This window comes from Rhizobium albus, assembly GCA_030160035.1.
GTDB classification, from domain to species: Bacteria; Pseudomonadota; Alphaproteobacteria; order Rhizobiales; family Rhizobiaceae; genus Georhizobium; species Georhizobium albus.
Genome location: BSNO01000003.1, coordinates 685,008 through 702,148, shown reverse-complemented (window position 1 = coordinate 702,148; position 17,141 = coordinate 685,008). Strand labels below are relative to the sequence as shown.

The 17,141-nt window shown below is 63.0% G+C and carries 16 protein-coding genes; 8 read left to right on the top strand and 8 right to left on the bottom strand.

Features of this window, described 5'->3' with window-relative positions; all coding sequences use genetic code 11:
* The first annotated feature begins 253 nt into the window (after positions 1-253).
* Together QQL76_RS11070 and QQL76_RS11065 are read left to right on the top strand one after the other, a co-directional pair.
* Positions 254-1,045 carry a TlyA family RNA methyltransferase gene (locus QQL76_RS11070; protein WP_499207683.1) on the top strand — a complete coding sequence of 264 codons (792 nt, stop codon included), beginning with the start codon at positions 254-256 and terminating at the stop codon, positions 1,043-1,045.
* Positions 1,042-2,298 (top strand): class I SAM-dependent RNA methyltransferase, encoded by a 1,257-nt coding sequence (locus QQL76_RS11065; protein ID WP_499207682.1) that lies wholly within the window; start codon positions 1,042-1,044, stop codon positions 2,296-2,298. The genes QQL76_RS11070 and QQL76_RS11065 overlap by 4 nt, the downstream gene beginning before the upstream one ends.
* A 16-nt stretch (positions 2,299-2,314) precedes the next feature.
* On the opposite strand, the gene QQL76_RS11060 is transcribed toward QQL76_RS11065, so the two are convergent.
* Positions 2,315-3,076, bottom strand: a complete 762-nt coding sequence (locus tag QQL76_RS11060) for a Clp protease/crotonase-like domain-containing protein (protein ID WP_499207681.1) — start codon at positions 3,074-3,076, stop codon at positions 2,315-2,317.
* An 11-nt stretch (positions 3,077-3,087) separates the two neighbouring features.
* Complete coding sequence (locus QQL76_RS11055; protein WP_499207680.1) at positions 3,088-4,863, bottom strand: acyl-CoA dehydrogenase family protein; 1,776 nt, start codon at positions 4,861-4,863, stop codon at positions 3,088-3,090.
* Positions 4,864-5,110: 247 nt separating this feature from the next.
* Here QQL76_RS11055 and QQL76_RS11050 point away from each other — a divergent pair, with 247 nt between their 5' ends.
* The 4 genes from QQL76_RS11050 (at position 5,111) to QQL76_RS11035 (ending at position 8,942) form a co-directional block, all read left to right on the top strand.
* Complete coding sequence (locus QQL76_RS11050; RefSeq protein ID WP_499207679.1) at positions 5,111-6,112, top strand: L-threonylcarbamoyladenylate synthase; 1,002 nt, start codon at positions 5,111-5,113, stop codon at positions 6,110-6,112.
* A 20-nt stretch (positions 6,113-6,132) separates the two neighbouring features.
* Complete coding sequence (locus tag QQL76_RS11045; RefSeq protein ID WP_499207678.1) at positions 6,133-7,572, top strand: FAD-binding oxidoreductase; 1,440 nt, start codon at positions 6,133-6,135, stop codon at positions 7,570-7,572.
* Between the two features lie 167 nt (positions 7,573-7,739).
* Complete coding sequence (locus tag QQL76_RS11040) at positions 7,740-8,321, top strand: DUF6101 family protein (protein WP_499207677.1); 582 nt, start codon at positions 7,740-7,742, stop codon at positions 8,319-8,321.
* Positions 8,322-8,540: 219 nt separating this feature from the next.
* Positions 8,541-8,942: a hypothetical protein gene (locus tag QQL76_RS11035; RefSeq protein ID WP_126011157.1), complete on the top strand. Its 402-nt coding sequence runs from the start codon at positions 8,541-8,543 to the stop codon at positions 8,940-8,942.
* 63 nt (positions 8,943-9,005) lie between these two features.
* On the opposite strand, the gene ubiA is transcribed toward QQL76_RS11035, so the two are convergent.
* Positions 9,006-9,971, bottom strand: a complete 966-nt coding sequence (ubiA, locus tag QQL76_RS11030) for a 4-hydroxybenzoate octaprenyltransferase (protein WP_499207676.1) — start codon at positions 9,969-9,971, stop codon at positions 9,006-9,008.
* Between the two features lie 143 nt (positions 9,972-10,114).
* Between ubiA and purD the strand changes: the two genes are divergently transcribed.
* Together purD and QQL76_RS11020 are read left to right on the top strand one after the other, a co-directional pair.
* On the top strand, positions 10,115-11,383 hold the full coding sequence (gene purD, locus QQL76_RS11025; protein WP_499207675.1) for a phosphoribosylamine--glycine ligase: 1,269 nt from the start codon (positions 10,115-10,117) through the stop codon (positions 11,381-11,383).
* A gap of 113 nt (positions 11,384-11,496) precedes the next feature.
* On the top strand, positions 11,497-11,982 hold the full coding sequence (locus tag QQL76_RS11020) for a hypothetical protein (RefSeq protein WP_499207674.1): 486 nt from the start codon (positions 11,497-11,499) through the stop codon (positions 11,980-11,982).
* A 117-nt stretch (positions 11,983-12,099) separates the two neighbouring features.
* Here the strand turns inward: QQL76_RS11020 and QQL76_RS11015 are convergent, their stop codons facing one another.
* The 5 genes from QQL76_RS11015 to QQL76_RS10995 form a co-directional block, all read right to left on the bottom strand.
* Positions 12,100-12,477, bottom strand: coding sequence for a PH domain-containing protein (locus tag QQL76_RS11015; protein ID WP_404862498.1), 378 nt, complete (start codon positions 12,475-12,477; stop codon positions 12,100-12,102).
* 65 nt (positions 12,478-12,542) lie between these two features.
* Positions 12,543-14,858 carry a glycine--tRNA ligase subunit beta gene (gene glyS / locus QQL76_RS11010; protein ID WP_499207673.1) on the bottom strand — a complete coding sequence of 772 codons (2,316 nt, stop codon included), beginning with the start codon at positions 14,856-14,858 and terminating at the stop codon, positions 12,543-12,545.
* Between the two features lie 36 nt (positions 14,859-14,894).
* Positions 14,895-15,842 (bottom strand): glycine--tRNA ligase subunit alpha, encoded by a 948-nt coding sequence (locus tag QQL76_RS11005; RefSeq protein ID WP_499207672.1) that lies wholly within the window; start codon positions 15,840-15,842, stop codon positions 14,895-14,897.
* Between the two features lie 115 nt (positions 15,843-15,957).
* On the bottom strand, positions 15,958-16,155 hold the full coding sequence (locus tag QQL76_RS11000) for a hypothetical protein (RefSeq protein WP_126011164.1): 198 nt from the start codon (positions 16,153-16,155) through the stop codon (positions 15,958-15,960).
* A 23-nt stretch (positions 16,156-16,178) separates the two neighbouring features.
* Entirely contained in the window at positions 16,179-17,045 is an 867-nt protein-coding gene (locus QQL76_RS10995; protein WP_499207671.1) for a S49 family peptidase, read from the bottom strand.
* Positions 17,046-17,141: the final 96 nt, after the last annotated feature.

Below are 17,141 nucleotides of genomic sequence, written 5' to 3'. Positions count from 1 at the left end.
GAGTCTGGGTGCGATCGAGCATACGTTGGACGGAACTGATAGAAGCCTGCTGCACGAATCCCACGCCGAACTACGCGCGGAGGCGCGACCTTCTTTGGCCGCACCAAACCAGAATTCGCGCGAAAAGCAATGGCACTGTCACAATACGTAGACACATTTTGGATCGCTAAGAAAGAATATACTAATACAAAGGTTTATTTTCATTTCCGCGACAGTGCTTGTCTTGCGCCCGACCAACGCGCATAGCCAGCGCATGACACGACACAACCTCCAGAATGCCGACAGTGCTACGCCAGGCGAGGCCTCCGCCACCGAACGGCTGGATCGTGTACTGGTCGATCGCGGGCTTTACGATACGCGCTCACGTGCACGCGATGCGATCGTGCGCGGCACGGTCACGGTGAACGGCGCGGTCGTGCGCAAGCCGGGTCACCCGACCGCTGCCGCAGATGCGCTGTCGATTGCGGATGATGCGAGCGCCTATGTCTCACGCGCAGCACTCAAGCTCGTTGCCGGGCTCGATGCCTTCAACCTCGATCCCACCGGTCGCACCGCCCTCGACATCGGTGCGTCGACAGGCGGCTTCACGCAGGTGCTGCTCGAACGCGGCGCTGCCCATGTCGTTGCCGTCGATGTGGGACACGGCCAGCTGCACCCTTCGCTTGAAGCGCACCACGCCGTCACGTCTTTCGAAGGCCTGAATGCGCGCAACCTCACGGCCGAGCAGATCGGGCATCCAAAGATCGACTGCATCGTCAGCGATGTGAGCTTCATCTCGCTCAAGCTCGCCCTGCCGCCGGCGCTGGCGCTCGCCTCGCCCGGTTCGTTTTGCGTGCTTCTCGTCAAACCGCAGTTCGAGGCCGGCCGCGATGCGATCGGAAAAGGCGGGCTGTTGAAGGATCCGGCGCAGGGGATCGAGATCGCGCGGGATCTGGAGCGGTGGCTCGGCACGCAAGCGGGTTGGCGTGCGATCGGCTTCATGCCATCGCCGATCGCAGGCGGCGACGGCAATCAGGAATATCTGCTGACTGGAGAAAAGACATGAGCGCCGAAACCGTCGACATCAGCGAACTCGGTGCTCAAGGCGATGGCGTGGCGTACACCGAAACCGGCTCCGTCTTCGTGCCGTTCACCCTGCCGGGCGAAACCGTCTCGATCGCGCGCGAGAAAGCCAAGGCAACGCTGATGGCGGTCAAGAGCGCCTCGCCTCTGCGGGTGGAGCCGCCCTGCCCGCATTTTGGGCCGGATGGTGAAGGCGGCGCCTGCGGCGGGTGCTCCCTGCAGCATTACGACATGGCCGCCTATCGCGACTGGAAGACCGATCTGGTCCGCCAGGCGCTTGCCGAGCAGAAGATCGACATTCCTCTCGAGCCGTTGATTGCGGCGCAGCCGGGCGAACGCAGACGCCTTGTTCTGACGGGCCTGCGCACTGATCGATCGGTCATCCTCGGCTTAGCGGCCGCCCGCTCCCATCAGATCGTGCCGATCCGCGTTTGCCCGATTGCCGTGCCGGCCATATCACAGCGGCTGGATACGATCCGGCGTGTCGCGACGGCGGTAGCGACCGGCACGTCTCCGTTTCGGGTGAGCGTGCTTGCAACCGTATCAGGGCTCGACATCGCCATCGCTGGACCGATGAAGCTTCAGGACCGGCGGCGGCTTCTGGCAATCGAGACGATCCTGGGTCTGAGCGAAGTTGCCCGCGTCACCGTCGACGGCGAGGTGCTCGTGGAGCCGCGCCGACCGATCATCCAGTTCGGCAAAGCCTCCGTCACGCCGGTACCCGGCGGCTTTGTGCAGGCGAGCGCATCGGCCGAAGATCACATGGCCGCCATCGTGAGTGCGCATCTGAAGCCTTCGAAGCGCATCGGCGACCTCTTTGCCGGCAGCGGCACATTTGCGCTGAGGCTGGCGGAATTCGCTCCCGTCCATGCGGTGGAGAACGACCGGCTCGCCCTGACTGCGCTCGATGCGGCGGCGCGTGCGACACAGGGGCTGCGCCCGATCTCGCATCAGAAGCAGGATCTCTTTCGCAGTCCGCTGATGGGCAGCGACCTCAAACCTTTCGATGGTCTCGTCTTCGATCCGCCACGGGCAGGTGCGGAAGCCCAGTCGCGCGAACTCGCCCGCTCCTCGATCAAGCGCATCGCAGCCGTCTCCTGTAATCCGACCACTCTTGCACGCGATCTCCGCTTCCTGATCGACGGCGGATACACGCTGCGCTCGGTGCAGCCGATCGACCAGTTTCTCTGGTCGCCCCATGTGGAAGCTGTTGCGCTGTTGGAGCGCAAGGGCTGAGCGAGAAGCGCTGGCGCTACTTTTTCCGGCTCATGAATGCCTCGAAGGCGGCGCGCGCCTCAGTGGATTTCAACTGAGCCTTGAAGTGCTCGGCCTCGGCATCGATCCGCTCCAGCACCTGCTGCTCGGAGCCGCGGATCAGGTCGCGCGCGATGGCGAGCGCCTGGGGCGGTTTCGCGGCGATGTCGCGGGCCAGGGAGAGTGCCTCGGCTTCCAGAGCGTCCGCCGGTACGACGCGCCAAACGAAGCCCCCCTCGCGCGCGTCTTCGGCCGAGAACGGAAGTCCGGCGGCGAGCATGGCGAAAGCGCGCTGATGGCCTGCGATGTTGGGCAGAAGCAGCGTGCTTGCTGCTTCCGGGACGATGGCGAGATCGGTGAAGGGCGTGCGGAACAGCGACCGGTCGGAGGCGATCGTCATGTCGCAATGGAAGGTCAGCGTCGTGCCGACCCCGATGGCCAGGCCATCGACGCCGGCAAGCAGCGGCTTGCGCGTGGTCGCAAGCGTCTTCAGGAAGTCGATGACTTCGGCGCCGAGCGATCCACCCATGGCGAAGGCAAGGAAGTCCTGCATGTCGTTGCCGGCCGAGAAGGCGCCGGGCGCGCCGAGAAAAAGATGCGCCCGCACATCCGGGTCGGCATCGCCCTGCCGCAGGGCATCGGTCATGGCCGCATACATGGTGCGGGTCAGCGCGTTCTTCTTCTCCGGGCGGTTCATGCGGATGATCTGCACGCCCGGTGCACTCTCAGGCCGCTCGATCAGGATCGTGTCGTCGCTCATGCTGTCTGTCCTCATGCCGCCGTCAGGGCGCCGCGCGCCGCGATCAGACTTCCGGCACCTTCGATGACGCTGATCTTCAAGGCTGCGGTTTCGTTCAACAGGTTTTCTGCAGCAAAGCGGCAGAGCGCGACGCGCGCAGCCTCGTCCGAGGCCAGTGCGCCCTTGGCGAGATAGACCCCGCCGGCGGCAAGCCCGAAGAGGCGTAGATAGGGTTGCGCGCTTGCCAAGGCCTCCTGTTGGCGGCCGGCCTGAATGGCTTCGCCAAGCCAGGTCGTCGCGGCTTCGAGATCGTCGATCGCGCGAGACAAGCGCTCGCCGGTCGTTCCGAAACCCTCGCGGTTGGACGCTGTCACGGCATTCGCAATGTCGCGCAGCTCCGCGATGTAGCCGGCGACCTGCTGGCCACCCGAAAGCGGCAGCTTGCGCATGACGAGATCGATCGCCTGGATACCGTTCGTGCCTTCGTAGATCGGCGCAATGCGGGCATCGCGCATGTAACGGGCAGCACCGGTCTCTTCCACGAATCCCATGCCGCCATGCACCTGCACGCCGATAGAAGCGACCTGGCAGCCGACATCGGTCGAAAAGGCCTTGGCCACGGGGGTGAGCAGATTGGCGCGCTCCTGCCAATGGCGCGCATCGTCGCCTTCCGCAGCATGCGCGTGGTCGATCGCATGGGCGCAGGCGTGGCAGATGGCGCGGGCGGCCTGCGTCAGCGACTTCATGGTCAGAAGGTCGCGCTGGACGTCCGGGTGCTCGATGATCGGGCTCATGCCTTCGTCCGTAGCGCCCGGCGCCTTGCCCTGGCGGCGCTCCATCGCGTAGGCCAGCGCCTTCTGATAGGCGGCGTCCGCCACGGCCACGCCCTGCACGCCCACATTGAGGCGGGCGTTGTTCATCATCGTGAACATGCAGGCCAGACCGCGATTTTCCTCGCCGATCAGCCAGCCGATCGCACCGGCTTCGTCGCCATGCTTGCCGTCGCCATAGATCATCGTGCAGGTGGGCGAGCCGTGGATGCCGAGCTTGTGCTCGATGCCGTTGCAGAACACGTCATTGCGCACGCCGGGAGCGCCGTTTTCATCCAGCAGGAACTTCGGCACCAGGAAGAGCGAAATGCCGCGCGTGCCGGCCGGCGCATCGGGAAGACGCGCCAGCACCAGATGGATGATGTTGTCGGTGAGATCGTGCTCGCCGAAGGTGATGTAGATCTTCTGGCCGAAGATGCGGTAGCTGCCATCGTCGCGGCGTTCCGCGCGTGCCTTGAGCGCATTGAGATCAGAGCCCGCCTGCGGCTCGGTGAGGTTCATCGTGCCCATCCACTCGCCGGAGACGAGCTTGGCGAGATAGCGGTCCTTCAGCTCCTGCGATCCGTGCTTGTCCAGCGCCTCGACCGCGCCGACCGTCAGAAGCGGGCCGAGCCCGAAGGCCATGTTCGCGGCGGCCCACATTTCGGATGCGGCGACGGACAGCATGGTCGGCAGCTGCTGGCCGCCATAGGCTTCAGGGCCGGAGAGCGCGTTCCAACCGCCCTCGATCCACCGGTGATAGACATCTTTCCAGCCGGGCGGCATGGTGATGACGCCGTCCTTCAGGGGCGTGCCGTGCTTGTCGCCGATTTCGGCAGTCGGGGCGAGTTGGTCGGTCGCGAAACGGCCCGCCTCCTCCAGGATCGCATCGACGAGATCTTCGGAGAGATCGCCGAGACGTTCACCGTCCAGCGCCTCTTTCAGGCCTGCCACATGCTTCAGCGAAAATGCGATTTCAGAAACGGGTGCGCGGTACATGACACTCTCCCTTGTCATAGCCGGCCCCTGTCATAGCCGGGAACATCGATCGATTGCGACCCTGCTCGTCATCTAGTTTCAGACGGGCGGGACGCACTTTCTGCTTTTTACGTAAAGGTAAGATATACGGCAAGGGATGTTGTCTTTGCGCAATGATGCTGTATGGCCATCGAATGAATGATCTCAGCTTCGGAAACGGTGGTTTCCCGAGCCTTTCATGCGAACCGGCGGACGCGCGGAGCTTCAATTGGCCGACATTCTTTCCATTGCGGATGCACCGGAACGCGCCATCGACGCAGCCTGCTCGGTGCTTGCGCGCGGCGATCTGCTCGGCCTGCCGACAGAAACCGTCTACGGGCTTGCCGCCGATGCCACCAATGGCGAGGCGGTTGCCCGCATCTACGCCGCCAAGGGTCGGCCGCGGTTCAATCCGCTGATCTGCCATATGAGCGACCGCGGCATGGCCGAGGCGCATGTGCGCTTCGAGCCGCTTGCGGAGAAACTCGCCGATGCCTTCTGGCCGGGACCGCTAACCCTCGTCCTTCCGCGTCTCAGACAATCGCCGGTGGCCTCGCTGGTCACCGCAGGGCTCGACACATTGGCGGTGCGGGTCCCGCTCGGGATCGCCGGCGACATCATCCGGACATTCGGCAGGCCAATCGCAGCGCCAAGCGCCAACCGCTCGGGCCGCATCAGCCCGACACGCGCGGAGCATGTCGCCCACGATCTCGGTGATGCCGTGTCGCTCGTTCTCGATGCCGGCCCCTGCGCCGTTGGGCTGGAGTCGACGATCGTGAAGGTCGAAAGCGACCGCGCGATCCTGTTGCGCCCCGGCGGTCTGTCGCGTGACGAGATCGAGGCGGTCACCGGGCATTCCTTGCTTCGCCATGCGACGCCGGGCGTGCTGGAGGCACCGGGCATGATGGCCTCGCATTATGCGCCGGATGCGCCGGTTCGGTTGAACGTGACTTCGGTCGCGCCTTCGGAAGTGCTGATCAATTTTGCCGACCAGCCCATTATCGGCAAGGAGCAGGCCCGCGCTATTATCGATCTCAGCCCGTCGGGGCGTCTCACGGAGGCGGCAGCGCAGCTGTTCGACGCGATGCAGCGTGCCGACCGGCTCGGCGGATCGGGGATCGTCTTCGCGCCGATCCCGACCACCGGTCTTGGGGAAGCCATCAATGATCGGCTGCAGCGCGCTGCCGCACCGCGTGGCGTCGAGCCTCAAGCCGGTACCCAATTCGGTTGATTTGCCCTAGATCGTCTCAAATGAGCTTCTCCCCTTCCCTCACCGCATCCCTCATCGAGCGCTTCGCTGCCATCGTCGGGCTCGGCAACGCTTTGACCGAGCCATCGGACACGCAAGGCTTCACCCAAGAGCACCGCGATCTCTATCACGCCTCAACCCCGCTCGTGCTGCGACCCGGGACGACGCAGGAGGTCGCCAAGATCCTGAAGCTTGCGACCGAAACCGGGACCGCGATCATCCCCCAGGGCGGCAACACGGGGCTCACCGGCGGCCAGGTGCCGCTGGCGGATGGTCCACCGACCATCATCCTTTCGCTCACCCGCATGAACCGGATCCTCGACATCGACGCTGTGGGTGGCACGATGACGGTGGAGGCTGGCGTCGTTTTGCAGACGATCCAGGAAGCGGCGGCGGATGTGGGCAAGCTCTTTCCGCTTTCGCTCGGAGCAGAAGGCTCCTGCCAGATCGGCGGCAACCTCTCCACCAATGCCGGCGGCACGGCGGTGCTCGCCTATGGCAATACGCGCCAGCTTTGCCTGGGGCTCGAGGTCGTGTTGCCGACCGGCGAGGTCTGGACGGCGCTGCGCAAGCTGAAGAAGGACAACACCGGCTACGATCTGCGCGATCTCTTCATAGGCGCGGAGGGGACGCTCGGCGTGATCACCGCGGCTGTTTTGAAGCTCTTTCCCATGCCTGCCGGCCGGCAGGTCGCGATCGCTGGGATGAAATCGCCTGAGGGGGCACTTGAACTCTTCCGCCGGGCCGAGGCGCTTGCCGGGGGCGGGCTGACGGCATTCGAACTGATGGCGCGCATCGGCGTCGAATTCACAGCCCGACACATCGACGGCGTACGCGATCCTTTTGCTGAGCCTCATGGCTGGTACGCGCTGATCGAGATCTCGTCGAACCTCTCCGAGGAGGCCGCGCGGGATCAGATGGAGCATCTCTTAAGTGCGGCGCTTGAAGACGGCATCGCCGCAGACGCGGTCCTGGCACAAAACGAGACACAGGCGCGTGAATTCTGGCACATGCGCGAAGCGCTCTCCTGGGCGCAGAAGCCCGAGGGCGGATCGATCAAGCACGACATCTCGGTGCCTGTCGCCGCCGTTCCCACGTTCCTCGCGCAGGCCGAGCCGCTTGTGCAGGAAGTCGTGCCCGGCGCGCGGATCGTCGCCTTCGGCCATCTCGGCGACGGCAACATTCACTACAATATCTCCCAGCCGGTCGGCGCCGACCGTGAGGCCTTTCTGGCCCACTGGGACGCGGTCAGCGCGAAGGTTCACGCTCTGGCGCTTTCCTTCGGCGGGTCGATCTCCGCGGAGCACGGCATCGGCCAGATGAAGCGGGACGAACTCGCCGCCATCCGCGCGCCCATCGAGATCGACCTCATGCAGCGCATCAAGGCGGCCTTCGATCCGGCCGGCATCATGAATCCCGGAAAGGTACTGCGGACGCGCTGAGCTTCCGATTTGGTAACCATCGGAAAGGTCAAGGTTTTTTAACTGCGATTTTTAAGTGGGCCGGAACCCCGGCACCCTAAAGTCAGACACAACAGAGGGCGCGACCAAGCGCTCCGGCGGGAAGACCGGAAAACCGGCTCTCGAGAGTGTCAACAAGGGTGTGGTCAATGTCGAACACGGTTCTGAAGTCGCTATGCAAGCCCGTCTGGGCAGGTCACGAACTCCGGCTGGATCCCGGCCATCTGCCGCAGCACGTCACTTACTGCGCGCGCAGCCAAGCCGAAGCGGTCACGATCACGATCGACAAACGCGGCGCGGTGATGCGTCGCAAGCTGCCGGGAAGCGGCCTGCCGCTGTCCGTCGCACTCCCCTCGCGCATCTTCGCAGGCGTCGCTGCCCGGGCCATCGATCATGGCGATGGCCAGATCACTGTCACGCTGGAATTGCACCACACCGATCCCGAGCTGTGCGTTCCGCTGCTCGTCTCGCACGATCTCGGCGATATCGCAGCCGACTGGCGCAGTTGGGCCAGCGTCTTCAACCTGCCCATGCTCATGGTCGAGGCAGACGGCGTGGCACGCCCGCTCGAAAACGCCATCGGTCCGCTGACTGTCGGTCGTACGCGCCCGCGGCGCCATCATTCTTTCTTTGCCGATCGCCGGCCGCGCTTTCTGGTGCGCCGCAAGACCGGCTCGCTCGGAATATCCTGTCTCGTCATCGACGGTGAAGAGATCATAGCGCGTCGCTGACATCCACAGATCTCTAATATATCGATATCTTAAATACAAATATCTGATATCTCGTGGAACGATAAAGTTCAGTCGTCGTTCTTACAGCATCGGCACTGCACGACGCGCCCTTCGACAGTCTTAATGACTGTTCAAATAAGGCTAAGCGTCGTGATCCCGAAGCTGAACGATCAATAAGACAGAAATAAATCTGCCACCGAGATTCTCAGGAGAACGACTTTGACCAAGGTTATCGCACTTCTTACCGCTACGCTGATGTCTTCCGCAGCGATTGCCGCCCCAATGGTTGGCGATCACAGCGCAACCGATCGCGCAGAAGCGCCGATCATCCTTGCACAGGCAGCCGACAACAACGCCGACGCCGGCGAATCGCCGGATGGCCCGATCATCGAAGAAGAAGACACTGAAGTCATGGGCACCACGACGGGCCCGGACGAAGAGCAGGCTGACAATGACGGCGATGATGGTGAATCGCCTTCGGCAGCAGTCGTCGATGACGAAGAACTTATCGACGAAGATGCTTCCGGCGTCACCACCGGCCCTGATGCTTCGCAGGCTGACAACGACATGTCAGAAGGCGAGACGCCGCGTGGTCCAGTCGTCGACGGCGCCGCACAGTAAGCTAACGTCAATTTCTATTCTAAGAAGGCCGGGCTTTTTTGCCCGGCCTTTTTCATATCGCCGTCAGGCTGTCAGCCGGAATGCCGCACCTGCAAGCAATCCTGCAAAGAGCAGCGCACCGACCACCGTGTTCGACTTGAACAGCTTCAGGCACTCGTCGGGCTTGTCGATATCGAGCTTGCGCGTCTGATAGACAAAATGCGCAGCCGCCGCTGCGAGGCCAAGATAGGCCACCACATGCACGCCCGTCAGCACGAACGACGCCAGCATGCAAAGCACGGCTGCCCCATAGAGCCGATCCAGCCACACCTTCGTTCGATCCCCGAAGAGCAAAGCGGTGGAACGCACACCAACCAGCGCGTCATCTTCCTTGTCCTGATGCGCATAGATCGTGTCATAGCCGATCGTCCAAAGGATCGCCCCGACATAGAGGATGACGGGCGCCACTGACAGTGTTCCGAAAGCCGTCGCCCAACCCATCAAAGCTCCCCAGGAAAAGGCGAGGCCAAGAAAGAATTGCGGCCAGTCGGTGAAGCGTTTTGCAAACGGATAGATGGCGACGAAGGCGAGCGAGGCGAAGCCGAGGACGATCGCGAAACCGTTGAACGACAGAAGGACGAGAAGGCCGGCAAGCGACTGCAGCAGAATGAAGATTTGCGCCTGGCCGCGGCTCACACGACCCGACGGCAGCGGACGCGATCGTGTTCGCGCCACTTTGGCATCGATCTTGTGGTCGACGAGATCGTTATATGTGCACCCGGCACCCCGCATGGCGATCGCACCGATGGTAAAGAGCACGCAGTGGCGCACCAGATCGCCAAGCGTGTACCCCGCTTCGAGCGCACCGGGCATGTTGCCGGCGAGCGCCGCCGACCAGAGGCATGGCCACAGGAGCAGCTGCCAGCCGATCGGCCGGTCCCAGCGGGCAAGCTGCGCGTAGGGCCACAGGGTGCGCGGCAGCACCTTGTAGACGAAGTTTCCGGATGGTGCGTCGGCGACGCGGTCGCCCATATGGGATGTGTCGTTCATGCCGGATCAGTGGCAGCGCGACCTTGCGCGGTCAAGGCTCACGCGCCCGGCTGTCGAGTGCCCTCTTGGCCCACCCTCTTGACCCAGTTGCCCTCGCAGGCTTTACCCACCCGCAACACTGACCTGCCGGGGACTTGAGCTTCATGAACGTGCTTCTCATCGGATCGGGTGGCCGCGAACATGCGCTTGCCTGGAAGATCGCCGCCTCCCCGTTGCTCGGCCGCCTCTATGCCGCCCCCGGCAATCCGGGCATCGCGGACGAAGCCGAGATCGTCGCGCTGAACACCGCCGACAACGATGCCGTGGTGGCGTTCTGCCGCGAAAACAGCGTCGACCTCGTCGTGGTCGGGCCGGAAGCCCCTTTGGTCGCTGGTCTTGTCGATGCGCTCGATGCAGCCGGCATCGCCGCTTTCGGTCCGACGGCCGCTGCCGCGCAGCTCGAAGGCTCCAAGGGCTTCACCAAGGATCTTAGCGCGGAGTATTCCATCCCCACCGGCGCCTATAAGCGCTTCAACAATGCGCCCAAGGCCAAGGCCTATGTCCGTGCGCAGGGCGCGCCGATCGTCATCAAGGCCGATGGGCTGGCCGCCGGCAAAGGCGTGACCGTCGCCATGACGCTAGACGAGGCGCTGGCCGCCATCGACGATTGTTTCGAAGGTGCCTTTGGCGATGCCGGAGCCGAAGTGGTGGTCGAAGCCTTTCTCGATGGGGAGGAGGCGAGCTTCTTCTGCCTCTGCGACGGCGAGACCGCTCTGCCGCTCACCAGCGCTCAGGACCACAAACGCGTCGGCGATGGCGACACGGGCCCCAACACCGGCGGCATGGGCGCCTATTCGCCCGCTCCCGTGATGACGCCCGAGATGGTTGAGCGCACCATGCGCGAGATCATCGAGCCGACGCTGCGTGGGATGAAGGCGCGCGGCATGCCCTTCAAGGGGGTGCTCTATGCCGGCCTGATGATCACCGAGAAAGGCCCCGAGCTCATCGAATACAATGTGCGGTTCGGCGATCCGGAGTGCCAGGTGATGATGATGCGGCTGAAGGACGACATCCTGCTTCTGATGAAGGCAGCTGCCGACGGAACGCTCGCGACCATGAGCGCGCGCTGGCACGACGATGTGGCACTGACCGTGGTGATGGCCGCCAATGGCTATCCCGGCGCCTACAAGAAGGGCACGCCGATAGAGGGCATTGCCGAAGCTGACGCGGTCGAAGGCGCGAAGGTGTTCCATGCCGGAACGGCGCTGAGTGACGGACAGCTGACGGCCAATGGCGGACGCGTGCTCAGCGTGTCTGCGATGGCAAGAGATGTGGCCGGCGCCCGAGACCGCGCTTACCAGGCCGTCGACCGCATTGCATGGCCCGACGGGTTCTGTCGGCGTGACATCGGCTGGCGGGCACTCGATCGCTGAGCCGCTAAGAGATCATTAAGCACTTTCCGACACCGGATCGAAAGGTGAAGCCGCTACCCTCGCGGTCAACTCCGCCTCCAATTTGCGGCGGCCAGGCTTATCGGGGGTCGATCATGTTGCGCGTTCTTTTCGCAGTCTCCTTGGTTTCTGTGGCATGCTTGCCGGCGGCAGCGCAGTCTGTCGAAACCTGGCAGCCGCGCGAGCCGGGCTTTTCCAGCGTGGACGTGATCACCTGCACCACCTGCCCTGAAAAGCGGCAGACCCAGGCCGAGATCGACCTGATGGCGCTTCAGGCGCAAGGGGCACGCACATTCCAGGAGAATGGCGTAGAAAAGGTGGCGCGCAGCGATAACATGCTCGGCGGCACCCCGGTCGTCACGATCACGAGCGCAGATCTGCTTTATGGAAAACAGCGTCCTATGGCCGCCGCGGCTTCGACCGAGCCAGCCGGCGACGAAGCGGTCGAGATCATCTCTCCTGTAATGCCAACACCGAGCGCCACGCTCGATATCCCGGCACAGGGCATCGACATGGAGGCGCAGACGTCATCGCTTTCCGGATCGATGAGCGCGACGACCTTCGAGCTTCGCCTGAACTGATCCGAGCATCCGCCGGATTGGCGCAGCTTCGCGATTCTTCGAATCGCTCAACCGCTCTAAGTTTTTGATTGCCGCGTTCCCGACGGCGAACCGGTGTCCACTTCACCTGGAAACGCTCTAACGGCAGACGCCCTTCGCCAGCGCGCTCTGGATACCGGCGACGTTCGACTTGCGGTCGAGCGTCTTCGCGATCGGCGCGCCCTGGCCTGAAATCCAGACCTTCATCTCGGCATCCATGTCGAACGAACCATTGTTCTCGACCGAGAACATGGTGATCGACTTATACGGGATCGACAGATATTCGCGCTTGCGCCCGGTCATGCCCTGCTTGTCGATCAGGATGATGCGACGGTCGGTGAAAATCATCTGGTCGCGGATGATCTGGAAGCCGAGTTCGACTTCCTCGCCATCCGCCAGGATCGGCCGCAATTCCTCCGTCACGCCTGCAATGTCGAGGTCGGACGCGTGGCCTAGCAGGCCGCTGAACAGTCCCATGCGCTTTGTCTCCAGATTGCCCCTGCGAAATTTCGCAGGAGAAACGTCAGGGACTGTTATTGGTTTCAGCCCACGATGCGGGAGAAATCGGCAACCTGCGCGGTGGCGGATCGAATACGCGCCAGAAGCGCCAACCGGTTGGCCCGAACGCTGGCATCCTCGTCATTTACGAGGACATGTTCGAAGAATGAATCAATCGGCTCACGCAATGCCGCAAGCGCGCGCATGGCGGCCGAATAGTCTTCATTCTGAATCGCTTGGCCGGCTTCGCTCTCGGTTTGAATCACCGCGTTGAAGAGCTGCTTCTCCTCGTTCGTGCGCAGGAGTGCAGGATCGACCGCATCGGCGACAACAGTGCCCTTCTTCTCCTCCGCCGCCAGAATGTTCGCCGCGCGCTTGGTGCCAGCGAGAAGGTTCTTTCCCTCTTCCGTCTCAAGCAGTTGACCAAGCGCCTGAACACGCTGGGAGACGGCCAGGAGGTCGTCTGCTTCAGGCGTGATGACAGCGTCGATCAGATCGTGCCGGGCGCCCTGGTCACGCAGGTAGACCTTGAGGCGATCGTGGAAAAAGGAGAGGAGGTCCAACCCCGTCAATCTTTCACGATCATGCTCATACTTGGAAGCACTATGATCAAATGAGGGGTCACGTCCGTGTAACGCCAATTCGCCGTGAAGCAACAACTCTGACCTTTGTCCTCGAACATTACTTTTATTAAAACGTTCTTCTGCATACCGGTCGCTAGCGATATAATCCAAGAAATCAAAAAAGTGCATCGTGTATGAATTGTAGCCCAGAATATCCATCAAGTTGGTGGAAACCCCATTCTCCAGCACCAGCCGGATAACCCCGAGCGCCGCACGCCGCAGCGCGTAAGGATCCTTGCTCCCCGTTGGCTTCTCATCGATCGCCCAAAACCCAACAAGCAAATCCAGCTTGTCGGCAAGCGCTACGGCGATGGTGACGGGGTCGCGAGGCACGGTGTCGGTGGGTCCGAGCGGCTTGTAGTGATCTTCGATGGCAGCGGCGACCGCCGGGTTTTCGCCCTGCAATTCGGCATAGCGACGGCCCATCAGGCCCTGGAGCTCGGGGAACTCGCCGACGGCGTCGGTGGTCAGATCCGCCTTGGCAAGCACGGCGGCGCGGTCGGCAAGATCGGGATCGGCGCCGACGATCGGGGCCAGTTCACGCGCCAGGCGCCGGATGCGTTCGACGCGCTCCCCTTGCGTGCCGAGCTTGGCATGGAACGTCACGCCGAGATGGTCGAGCTTGGCCATGCGCTGGTCGAGCGGCTTCTTCAGGTCGAGACCAAACTTCTCGGCAGACGCCGTCAGCATGTCAAGGTCGGGCAGATCGCCCTGGTCGGACTGCCAGAAATAGAGCGCGTCGGAGAGGCGCGCGCGCACGACCTTGCCGTTGCCGTAGATGATTTCCTTGCCGCCATCGCTCGCCTCGATGTTGGCGACGAGGATGAACCGGTTCGCCAGCCCCTCGCCCGACTGCGGACGGAGCACGAAGCATTTCTGGTTGGCCTTGATCGTCAGCCGGATGACTTCCGGCGGAATCGACAGGAATGCCTCGTCGAACGAGCCCATGAGGACGACCGGCCACTCGACGAGACCGGAGACCTCTTCAAGCAGCGCCTCGTCCTCGACCAATTCGAGACCCGAGGCGAAGGCGAGGTTTTTCGCGTCCGTGGCGATGATTTCCTTGCGGCGCGCGGGATCGAGCACGACCTTCGCCTTCATCAGCTTGTCGGCGTAGTCGTCGAAGCGGCGCACGGTAATCGCGTCAGGGTCATGGAAGCGATGGCCGTAGGTCACATTGCCGGCGCGAATGCCGTCGATCTCGAAATCGACCACGACCGGCTCTTCCGTCTCCGGCCCGAAGGTGCAGACGATGGACTGCAGCGGGCGCACCCAGCGCAGCGATCCGGGCTTTGCCGAGGCCCTGCCCCAGCGCATGGACTTCGGCCAAGGGAAATCGCGGATGATGCCAGGCATCACATCGGCAATGATCGCCTCGGCAGCGCGGCCCGGCTTTTCAATGATCGCGACGTAAAACTCACCCTTCTTCGGGTCGGAGACGATCTTCGCCTGGTCGATGGAGGCGAGCCCTGCCCCGCGCAGAAACCCCTCGATCGCCTTTTCCGGCGCGTCGGTGCGCGGTCCTTTGCGCTCTTCCTTAAGATCGGCCGACTTCGCCGTCAGGCCGCGAATGTCGAGCGTCAGCCGGCGCGGCGTCCAGTATTCCTGCGCGCCTTCATAGGTCAGCCCCGCATCCACCAGCGCATCCGTCACCAACTTGCGCAGATCGCCTGCAGCCTTGCGCTGCATGCGAGCAGGAATTTCCTCGGAACGAAGTTCAAGCAGAAGATCGGGCATGGGTGTATCCGAAATGAATGGGAGGCGAGCCAGCCGTCAGGCTGCGGCGGCGATCGATGCTCCGCCGGCATCGGTCAGGAGGAACGCTTCGCCGCACGCCTTGGAGAGGTTGCGGACGCGCAGGATGTAGCTCTGGCGTTCCGTGACGGAGATCACGCCGCGCGCGTCCAGCAGGTTGAAGATGTGGCTTGCCTTGATGCACTGGTCGTAGGCGGGCAACACGCATTTGTGCAGGCGCTGATTGGAGTTATCGCCCGGCGCTCCCGCTTGCAGCAAAGCCTGGCATTCCGCTTCGGCGTCCTCAAAGTGCTTGAGCAGCATCTTGGTGTTGGCGAATTCGAAATTGTGCCTCGAATATTCCTGCTCGGCCTGCAGGAAGATGTCGCCATAGGTGACCTTCTCGTCGCCCTCGCGGCCATTGAAATTGAGGTCGTAGACGCTGTCGACGCCCTGCACATACATGGCGAGGCGTTCCAGGCCATAGGTCAGTTCGCCGGCCACGGGCGCGCATTCGATGCCGCAGACCTGCTGGAAATAGGTGAACTGCGACACTTCCATGCCGTCGCACCAGCATTCCCAGCCGAGGCCCCAGGCACCGAGCGTCGGGCTTTCCCAATCGTCTTCCACGAAGCGGATGTCATGCAGCATCGGGTCAAGTCCGATCGCCTTCAGCGAGCCGAGATAGAGCTCCTGCAGGTTCGGCGGCGATGGCTTCAGGATGACCTGGTACTGGTAATAGTGCTGCAGCCGGTTCGGGTTTTCCCCGTAGCGACCGTCGGTCGGGCGGCGCGAGGGCTGCACATAGGCAGCGTTCCAGGGCTTCGGCCCGAGCGCCCGCAGCGTCGTTGCCGGATGGAACGTACCGGCGCCGACTTCCATGTCGTAGGGCTGCAGCACGACGCAGCCATAGCTTGCCCAATAGTTGTGAAGCGTCAGGATCAGGCCCTGAAACGAGCGCGTGGGGTTCATGTGGTCGGTGGTCATGACATGTCCCGGTCCGGTCAAGCTTGGTGTGGCGGCATCCGCCTCAAAGGTCGCGGGACAGGTGCCACGCAGGCTATCGCCGGTCAAGCGGCGGCGGGAGCCGAAGCACCGCCGGTCAGTCCGTCTTGTCGCGTTTTTCCAGCCGGTATTCGCCCGTCACGGGATCCTTGACCAGTGTTCCGGTCGAGCGGTTTTCCGCTTCCTTCTCGGCCTGGCGGACACGGGCATTCACGCGCTCGGCCTCCTTCAGCAGGCGGCGATAGCCATACCAGGCAATCGCCCCCACCGCTGCCAAAAGCAGGATCTGCGGCATTCTTGTCTCCGGGAGATCAGTCTTCACAAGCCGTAACGGCCCCAGATTGCCTTGTTTTCCAATGCATCCGCAACACCCTGCGTCGCACTTGCGGCAATAGTTTGAGCGAAATCGTCGCCACCGATGGAAGCCGGGATCCGGCCGCCAAAGAGGCCGCGCCGAGGCGCGATCAGGCGTGTGCGCATCTTTTCGCCGTAACGAGCCTTGAGAAAACCGTGCATGTCGCCGAGCTCATCGACGAGCCCAAGCTCGCGACCCTTTACGCCGGACCAGAACAATCCGTTGAAGAGCGTGTCATCGTCCGCCGCAAGCTTGCCCTGACGGCGCGCCTTAACGAGATCGATGAACGTCGCATGCACATCCCGCTGCAGCGACTTCAGGTGCTCGACATCGGCTTCCTTCTCCGGCTGGAAGGGATCGAGCGACACCTTGCTCTGGCCGGCCGTATAGACGCGGCGCTCCACGCCGATCTTCTTCAAAAGCTCCGGAAAGCCGAAAGAGGCGGAGACGACACCGATCGAGCCGACGATGGAGGACGGGTCGGCGATGATCTCGTCGCCGGCAAGCGCGATCATGTAGCCGCCGGACGCAGCGACATCCTCCACGAAGATGTGGACGCGCTTCTGCTTCTCGTCGGCCAGATCGCGGATGCGCTTGAAGATGAGGCGCGACTGCACGGGCGAACCGCCTGGCGAATTGACGATGATGGCGACGGCAGGCGAGCGTTTCATCGAAAAGGCCTTGTCCAGGCTACCGGCGACGCTTGCCAGGTTCAGGGCCGGTCGAAACTGGCTTCCGCCGGTCATGATCGTTCCCTGCAGGCGGACAACTGGAATGATCGTGAGGTCCTTCTTCATCCGCCTTGGGAGAAGAGCGTCATAGAATGCCATTGCGCCGCCTTGCCTGCTTGAAGGTTCTTGTCTTGGGAAGATGTATGGTCCGTCCTGCCAAACGCAATGGCGCCCGGACAGTTGCAGCGATCGCTC

Bases quoted from the DNA above. Each gene is read 5' to 3' on its own strand.
- QQL76_RS11065 (WP_499207682.1), top strand. From the start codon at position 1,042: ATGAGCGCCGAAACCGTCGACATCAGCGAACTCGGTGCTCAAGGCGAT.
- glyS (WP_499207673.1), bottom strand. From the start codon at position 14,858: ATGCCCGATCTTCTGCTTGAACTTCGTTCCGAGGAAATTCCTGCTCGC.
- ubiA (WP_499207676.1), bottom strand. From the start codon at position 9,971: ATGAACGACACATCCCATATGGGCGACCGCGTCGCCGACGCACCATCC.
- QQL76_RS11070 (WP_499207683.1), top strand. From the start codon at position 254: ATGACACGACACAACCTCCAGAATGCCGACAGTGCTACGCCAGGCGAG.
- QQL76_RS11015 (WP_404862498.1), bottom strand. From the start codon at position 12,477: ATGGGACTGTTCAGCGGCCTGCTAGGCCACGCGTCCGACCTCGACATT.
- QQL76_RS11005 (WP_499207672.1), bottom strand. From the start codon at position 15,842: ATGACCACCGACCACATGAACCCCACGCGCTCGTTTCAGGGCCTGATC.
- QQL76_RS11040 (WP_499207677.1), top strand. From the start codon at position 7,740: ATGTCGAACACGGTTCTGAAGTCGCTATGCAAGCCCGTCTGGGCAGGT.
- QQL76_RS11055 (WP_499207680.1), bottom strand. From the start codon at position 4,863: ATGTACCGCGCACCCGTTTCTGAAATCGCATTTTCGCTGAAGCATGTG.
- QQL76_RS10995 (WP_499207671.1), bottom strand. From the start codon at position 17,045: ATGGCATTCTATGACGCTCTTCTCCCAAGGCGGATGAAGAAGGACCTC.
- QQL76_RS11020 (WP_499207674.1), top strand. From the start codon at position 11,497: ATGTTGCGCGTTCTTTTCGCAGTCTCCTTGGTTTCTGTGGCATGCTTG.
- QQL76_RS11045 (WP_499207678.1), top strand. From the start codon at position 6,133: ATGAGCTTCTCCCCTTCCCTCACCGCATCCCTCATCGAGCGCTTCGCT.
- QQL76_RS11060 (WP_499207681.1), bottom strand. From the start codon at position 3,076: ATGAGCGACGACACGATCCTGATCGAGCGGCCTGAGAGTGCACCGGGC.
- QQL76_RS11000 (WP_126011164.1), bottom strand. From the start codon at position 16,155: ATGCCGCAGATCCTGCTTTTGGCAGCGGTGGGGGCGATTGCCTGGTAT.
- purD (WP_499207675.1), top strand. From the start codon at position 10,115: ATGAACGTGCTTCTCATCGGATCGGGTGGCCGCGAACATGCGCTTGCC.